This window comes from Deferrivibrio sp., from assembly GCF_055117995.1.
In genome coordinates, this window is record NZ_JBSQOT010000064.1 from 1 (window position 1) to 7,021 (window position 7,021).

Consider the following 7,021-nt stretch of genomic DNA (forward strand, 5'->3'; position numbering starts at 1 on the left):
AGTAATTTCACCTATCATAAACTGCCTCCATTTTGTTGTTATTGTTGCTTTTTTTGTCAAAATCATAATACAACATTTTGGAGGCATTATCAATTATAACTACCTGTCAAATATAATTTCTTATATAAAAATGGGGTGATGGCAGTGTAAGTATTGGTTGAACATCCAATATTGATTATGGTGAATAATATTATTAAACAGAGCTTGATATAAAGATTTGATTTTATCATAGGAATCTCCAAGCAAATGACTTAGTAAATTATACCACACATATCAAATGAATTTGTCAACAATATTTAAAATAAAGATTATTATATATTTGGTTGTATACCCAATTATTATAAAATTTTTACTTTGCATCTCTTACGCATCTGACATAGTTAAATACATACCTTAAATCCCCTTGTGGGCCGAAGTATTGAGGATAGTCGCTTACTCTCCCTGATTTTGGATCGCTGCGCTGTGAGCCGGCACCGTGAACATCCATAATTCGATTTCTCATGTTTCCTTGTGCAGCACCAAATGCTATGTAAACAGCCGAGCTGTAAGGATTTCTGCCATCCAGATGGGTAGTACTTGTCCAAAAATAAGGATATTGTTTATTCCCTTCAGTATCTTTGATAGTGCTAATTTCAAAGATAGGGTCTATAGCAGCTGTGCCTGTTGCCTGTGTTTTGCCACATTAATCCGGTGATTTTGTCGGTAATGGTACCATCTCCGTTATCGACATAAGACGGCGGATTGATTTGATATTGTGCATCTTGTCCGTAAAAAGGCTCTCCCGGTTTTGGAGCAGGGATGATAGATGTATTGCTATAAAATTTGGTTACTCCCGTGTCAACAATTGGATAGCTTAATTTTTTCTTCCCAATATATTCATTGATGGAAGCAGCTTGTAGTGTTGTTAAATATATGATGCATAATATAATTGTTTGCATTGCATTTTATATGCCTCTCGAATTTATAGTTATCGCTGGCTGTTTATATTAGGTATGCTTATTAGCATTTTTTACTTTAATGTTTAAACACCTTGCTATACCTACCAAACTTATTAATAACCAAAATGATTCAATTATAAAAGCCGATAAATTAAAATCAAAGTATAGTGACATTATAATAAAAAAAGCACCAAAAGCGTTTAGAATGCTAAATTTTAAAGATTGGCTGTTAATTTTACTCAGTTGTAGCAGTAAATATGCAAGCAAAATTAAAAAAACGCCGACATTGCCTACAAAATCATACCAATGATATTCTATCATGAGCTTTGGGAGAGTGACTGCAGAGTATTTAGTGCTTCATTTGCTTTATTTGCAGGCACAAAGATATGATCGTGATAATATGCGGCAACTACGTTTGCACTAATTCCTTTTTCGGCCAGTGCTGTTGAAACCGCTGCAGTTAAGCCAACTGCTTGCAGGCTAGAATGAATTTGTAATGTTATCTTCTTAAATATTTCATCAAAATGGAATTGATATTTTTGAGCGATATTTTTTTCTAATATCAAAGTCAAACCTTCATCCTCTTTAAATGTGCATATAGGATTTAATTTTTCTACATCATCTAAAATAAATGATTTGACAGTGCAAAAGACATATTCTTCTTCGGATATCACAGGGCGCATATTTTTTAATAATTCGTCCAACTTTACAATTCCGCTCATTAAATTCTCCAAGTTATAATGCATTTTCCTGAGTACGTTAGCACTTTTGATTTTTAATTTCAATATTGTTGGAGTTAGTTGATTATAAGGTAAATAAATATCTGGTGGCGGCATGAAGGGTTCTGATTTGATTTGCCAGAAAACTATCCGAAAAATTTGTGGAAAAATTTACGATAAGTATATTATGCTTATAAGCCTTGAAGATATTGCAACAGAGTATTTATCCCCACGATTTTTTCAATAGCAACTTGCTATTTTTATTTTTACTGCATTTTTTACCGGTTTATTTTTCTTCGCATCAAAAGAGTCTTCTAAATAAAATACTACCTTTGTCCCTTCGCAAAATTTTTCTTTTTTGTCAGTTAGTTCTGAGATTTTAAAATAGTAAGTTTTATTGTCTTCCCCCATTATAAAGCCGGCTTTTTTATTTGGGAGATAACTGCTAATTACACCTATATATTGTTGTTTATTGCTAAAGTAAGCTTCTTCCCAAACGTTTTTCAGCTTATTTAAAATATCAAGCTTATTTAAGTGAAAGTTTCCATATTTTTTTGAGAGATCTGAAGGCAACTTGGTTCCCCATTTATTTTCATTAATGATGCTTTTTGCCAATACAAAATGTAGTTTTGCTTCATGTTCCATTTGTTTTGCTTCAAAGATTTCAGCAAGTAAAATCAAAAGATGAATTTTTTTGTCAATTTCGCCAAAGTTTAAAATTCCTTGCAATGCAAAAGATAAAGCTTTTTCATAATTCTTGAGAATATAATAAATCACTGCAATTTCGTGTTGAATAAACCAATCCTTTTTTATTTTAACGATATATTGCAGGTTATTCAGAGCTGCATCATACTTTTTGAGCTCTTTGTATGACAGCGCAATACGCCACTTAAACCAAATATCATTATTATAGTGGAAATTGTTTATTGAATTTAAAGCTAAATTACATGCTTCAATACATTTTTCATACTGTTTAAGTTCATAAAGAGCTTTTGTTTTATGCATGAAATACTGCTCATATTCTGATGCCATTTCTATTTTTTTACCGTTTTGCTCAAAGGAATATGGAGTCTTGCTCAGGTTGTTAATATCCAGCTTGTCAATAAAGTTTAAAATTATATCGGCGTGATAATTTGGATTTTCTTTTAACTTATTTATGACTTTGAAAATTGACTTTGTATAGATAAGGTCTTGTTTTGAGCTGTTATTGATAATTTTTTCTGTATTGGCAATAAGTTCTTGTATTGATAGAGAGTCGCCTTTTTGAGATAAATAATCAAATATGGACCAAACATAAACATTTTTTATGTAATCGAAGTTATTATTGTCTTTTAACACTTCTTCACAAATTTGAATTGATTCTTCAGATTTACCCAACTTTCTTAGACAAAGTGCATATCCCCATCCATCCCACTTTTTATTGTCATCTTTTTCCCAAAGCTTTTTAAAAAGGGGCAGGGCTTCCGCGAAATTTTGATTTTGCCTCAAAGTGGAAGCTTTTTTTCTGATTTCTTCGAAATTATTCATTCAAAATCTCCTCTTCTTTATACAATAGACAATATTGTCGGAGATTTTCTGACAATAAAATATTAACAATATTTATATTTTTTCACAGCCTGGCCCGCTAAGCTCACTGCGACCCCCGGGGAGAGTCTTAATATTTATTTGAGTCCTTATCCTATCTTTGATAGCTTGAATGTGAGAGATTACCCCTATTAATTTTCCGTCTTGCTGTAAGCCCACCAAAGTTTCAAGTGCAGTTTCGAGGGATTCGTCATCCAATGTCCCAAAACCTTCATCTAAAAACAATGAGTCCACTCTGACCTTTTGACTTGCCATCTTTGAAAGTCCTAATGCCAATGAAAGACTTATCAAAAAGCTTTCGCCTCCCGAAAGATTTTTAGTTGTCCTTATTTCGCCTGCTTGATAATTATCAATAACATTGATTTCAAGCGGTTGTTTGTCATCTCTTGTCAGAAGGTATCTATCGGTCATTTTTATCAGCTCTCTGTTGGCATTTGAAACTAATACTTCAAACGTTAACCCTTGAGCAAAATTTCTAAATTTCTTACCGTCAGAAGAGCCTATTAGTGAAGATAACCTGTTCCACTGTTTACAAAAGTATTCTTGTTTTTCGATTTGTTTTTTTTCTTTTTTTATTTTTTCTTTTGCATCTTCATTTTCTTTCAATTTAAACTTTATATTGGCAATATTGTCCCTTAAGTCTTTTAGCTTTGTATTTATCTCTTCAAGTGCCAAAGTTAATTCTTCTTCTGATTTTTGAGTAATGTTTTTATCTGCTTCAGCCTTTAAGTTTGTTAGGGTTTCTTCTAATTTTGTCTTAATAATGGCATATTGCTCATCCAATATCTTTGATCTATCATTTAATGCGTTTATTTCATCTTCGGTTAACTTGGCTTTTATAAAATCATTTTCATCTTTAAAATTATACTTGTTAAGTAAATTGACAAAATTTTCTTCATATTTTTTAAGCTCTGGTTCACTTTTTATAATAGTATTTTTCAAAGATTCTATGTTAGTTTTAATTTCCGACAGCTGTTGCTTTAAGTTGTCTAATTTTAATTTTTGTTCATTTTCATCTTTTTCAGCTGCTAAAATATTTGATTTCAATTGATTTTCTTCTTTGTCAGGGTCTTTATCTGAAAAAAGGGTTTGCCTTTCACTTGTAAGTTTATCATACTCTTCATTTATATTTTTTAATGCTTCTTCTTTTTTAAATAATTCTTTTTGTAATGTTTCAATTTTTGACTCTATTTTGCCAATATTACTTTTTATTTCTGACAAATCTTTTTCCAATGCTTCTTTAGCAGATAAGCTGGTATTCCATTTTTCTAATCTTGATTTAAGGTTTTCAAGCAATTCATTAATATCTGTTATTTTTTCAATTTTTAATAATTTTAGTGTGGATAATAGATAGTTTTCTGTTTGGGTATAGTTAGAAGTAAGGTTTTGAAGCTCCTCTGCGGTATTTTGCATAATTGCTTCAATGCTTTTTATTTCATTTTCTTTGGCATTATTTTCTTTTTCTAAATCATTTAAGATTTTTGTTAATTCAAGTTCTTTATTATAAAGATTTTGTATATTAATTTCTTTTTGTTCTATTTCTTCAATAAGATTATCTAACTTACTTATTTCTAATTCAATTTCATTTTCAAATTCGGGATTTGATTTTACGAATGGGTGCTCTTTTGAACCGCACAGAGGGCAGGGCTCTCCATCTTTTAGAGATTTGCGGTGCTCTTCAAATTCGGTGACTATATTTCTAAATGCAATCTTTTTAAAATATTCATCTTTTTCAGCGCGAAGCTGTTTGAGTGTTTTACCTTGTAGTTTGTTGCTTAAAAGTTTTTGTTCGGTTTTAATTGTTTCTTTTATGCCGTTAATCATACTTATATATTCTTCAATTTTATCTTTATGAGATGCCGTTTCTTGTCTTATTTTTAAAAGACTTTTTTCATATTTTTGTAAGCTTGATTGTTTTAACTTTATATTTTCTTCTAATGCACTTAAACTGTTTAGTTGATTTTCTATCGCTGATAATTTATTTACCAGTAATTTATCCGATTCATTTTCCGTGAGGTATTTTTCTATATTTTGTAATTTGTTAAGGATATTTTCAAACTTTTTTGATGCCTCTTTTTTGCTTGTCAATCCAGCCTTTATTTCAGAGTCAATATTTCTGTAGTCTTTTTTTGTGTCAGCAATTTGTTTGGAAATGTCAGTAATCTTTTGGTCAAGAAGCCTGACTTTTTTTAATATGGGGTATAAATTTTCAAGCACATTTTTGCAAGCTAAAGTATTGGTTGTGGCTTGTTGCAGACGTTTTGCTTGTTCATTAACATCCGCTTCATATTTTGGCATTTCTTTTTGTTTTTTGGATAGCTCATTTTTACTGTTTTCAAGATTTTTTCTTAGACTTTGCAAAGTAGCATAATCAGCGCTGAGATTGGAAGCTTTGTTAGCAAGTTCGAGTTTTTTACGATCCGGCTCAAATTGTGATATTTCTTTTTCAATATGTTCTTTTTTTAAGGCAATTTTGTTGACTTCTTCTTTTAACTTAACAACATTTCTTATCCAATTTAAAGATGCCTCAAGCTTTAGTTTCTGCTCGGATATATTTTTTTCAGCTTTTATTTTTTCTGCTAACTCATTTTTTAAGCTTTCTTCTTCAGTATCATCTAAAACTACAATTCCAGCTATTTGAGCATTTAACAATTCTAATTTATGTTGCTCTTCTTTATTACGCAAATGAACCTTTTTTGAAATTTCAGTGTATATCTCTGTCCCTGTAATTTGTTCCAATATTTTTGATTTGTCTTCAATATTTGCCTTTAAAAAGGTGTCAAAACTTCCTTGAGCAAGCAATATCGATCTTGTAAATCTGTCAAAATCCATTCCGGTTTTTTCTTCTATAATGTTTAGGACATAACTTTTTTTGGTTTCAATAGGTTTGTTTGTAGTTGCATCAATAATCTGATGTTCTTGATCCTGCAAATTTCCGTCAGGTTTGTTTCTTGCTCTTCTTTGCTCCCAGTGGCTGCGAAAACGCCCTTTTTGAGATTCAAACAATACTTCGGCATAGCATTCGGCAGTATGGCGGGACATTATCTCATTGCTACTTTTTGTTATTTTTCCTAAACGAGGTGTTTGCCCATAAAGTGCAAGACAGATTGCATCAAGTATAGTTGATTTGCCAGCTCCGGTAGACCCCGTAATTGCAAATATCCCTTCGCCTGTGTATTCAGGGCGAGTAAAATCGATAATCCATTCTCCATAAAGTGAATTTAGGTTTTTAAATCTGAGCTCTAATATTTTCATATATTTTCCTTACTGAGCATTAATATCTTCTTCATTAATATGATTAACAATTTCTTTATAAAGAGTGATTAATTCTTCTCTATCTTCTGTTATATTTACTGCATCTAAATATCTGACAAATACATCTATTGGACTTAAATCCTCTAAAATTTCATCTTCAGCCATTTTGCTAAGAATTTTATCTGAAACAACCTTATTTCTTATTCGAAGTATTTCTAATTTACTCCACTCAACAAGTCCTTCCAGATATTCTTTTAAATCGGGGATATGCTTTGCTCCTGTATACTCTATTTCGAGCCAAGTGTTTGTGTCAGTATCTTTTAATTTTAAAATATTTGATGTTATTTTCTCAATATCGCCTGAAATTTTTGACAAGGTCTGAAATGTGGGCACAGATATTTCGTCAATATTGAGCTTATTTTCTTTTTGTCAATTATCATTAAAATTAACCCATTTTTATCACGAATTTTGACCCACCCTTTTTATTATTAAAAAATTAGTTCTCGTTAGTAGTTCCTTTTTTAA

The 7,021-nt window shown here is 31.0% G+C and carries 8 protein-coding genes; 1 reads left to right on the forward strand and 7 read right to left on the reverse strand.

Annotated elements, in window-relative coordinates:
* Window positions 1-349: 349 nt before the first annotated feature.
* The 4 genes from ACTCAF_RS10545 to ACTCAF_RS10560 form a co-directional block, all read right to left on the reverse strand.
* On the reverse strand, window positions 350-502 hold the full coding sequence (locus tag ACTCAF_RS10545; protein WP_242820202.1) for a hypothetical protein: 153 nt from the start codon (window positions 500-502) through the stop codon (window positions 350-352).
* A gap of 130 nt (window positions 503-632) precedes the next feature.
* A complete protein-coding gene (locus ACTCAF_RS10550) occupies window positions 633-938 on the reverse strand; it encodes a hypothetical protein (protein WP_463063243.1) in 306 nt (101 codons plus the stop codon).
* Between the two features lie 48 nt (window positions 939-986).
* Complete coding sequence (locus ACTCAF_RS10555) at window positions 987-1,259, reverse strand: CBU_0592 family membrane protein (RefSeq protein WP_463063244.1); 273 nt, start codon at window positions 1,257-1,259, stop codon at window positions 987-989.
* Window positions 1,256-1,660 carry an ACT domain-containing protein gene (locus tag ACTCAF_RS10560; protein ID WP_463063245.1) on the reverse strand — a complete coding sequence of 135 codons (405 nt, stop codon included), beginning with the start codon at window positions 1,658-1,660 and terminating at the stop codon, window positions 1,256-1,258. The genes ACTCAF_RS10555 and ACTCAF_RS10560 overlap by 4 nt, the downstream gene beginning before the upstream one ends.
* 112 nt (window positions 1,661-1,772) lie before the next feature.
* Here ACTCAF_RS10560 and ACTCAF_RS10565 point away from each other — a divergent pair, with 112 nt between their 5' ends.
* The gene (locus tag ACTCAF_RS10565) at window positions 1,773-1,904 is read left to right on the forward strand and encodes a hypothetical protein (protein WP_463063246.1); all 132 of its coding nucleotides are present in this window, start codon (window positions 1,773-1,775) and stop codon (window positions 1,902-1,904) included.
* On the opposite strand, the gene ACTCAF_RS10570 is transcribed toward ACTCAF_RS10565, so the two are convergent.
* The 3 genes from ACTCAF_RS10570 to ACTCAF_RS10580 all read right to left on the reverse strand — a co-directional run bounded on the left by ACTCAF_RS10570 (window position 1,898) and on the right by ACTCAF_RS10580 (window position 6,889).
* Window positions 1,898-3,184: a hypothetical protein gene (locus tag ACTCAF_RS10570; RefSeq protein WP_463063247.1), complete on the reverse strand. Its 1,287-nt coding sequence runs from the start codon at window positions 3,182-3,184 to the stop codon at window positions 1,898-1,900. The genes ACTCAF_RS10565 and ACTCAF_RS10570 overlap by 7 nt on opposite strands.
* A gap of 72 nt (window positions 3,185-3,256) precedes the next feature.
* Entirely contained in the window at window positions 3,257-6,496 is a 3,240-nt protein-coding gene (locus ACTCAF_RS10575) for an AAA family ATPase (RefSeq protein WP_463063248.1), read from the reverse strand.
* Between the two features lie 9 nt (window positions 6,497-6,505).
* Window positions 6,506-6,889 (reverse strand): exonuclease SbcCD subunit D C-terminal domain-containing protein, encoded by a 384-nt coding sequence (locus ACTCAF_RS10580; RefSeq protein ID WP_463063249.1) that lies wholly within the window; start codon window positions 6,887-6,889, stop codon window positions 6,506-6,508.
* Between the last annotated feature and the right edge of the window lie 132 nt (window positions 6,890-7,021).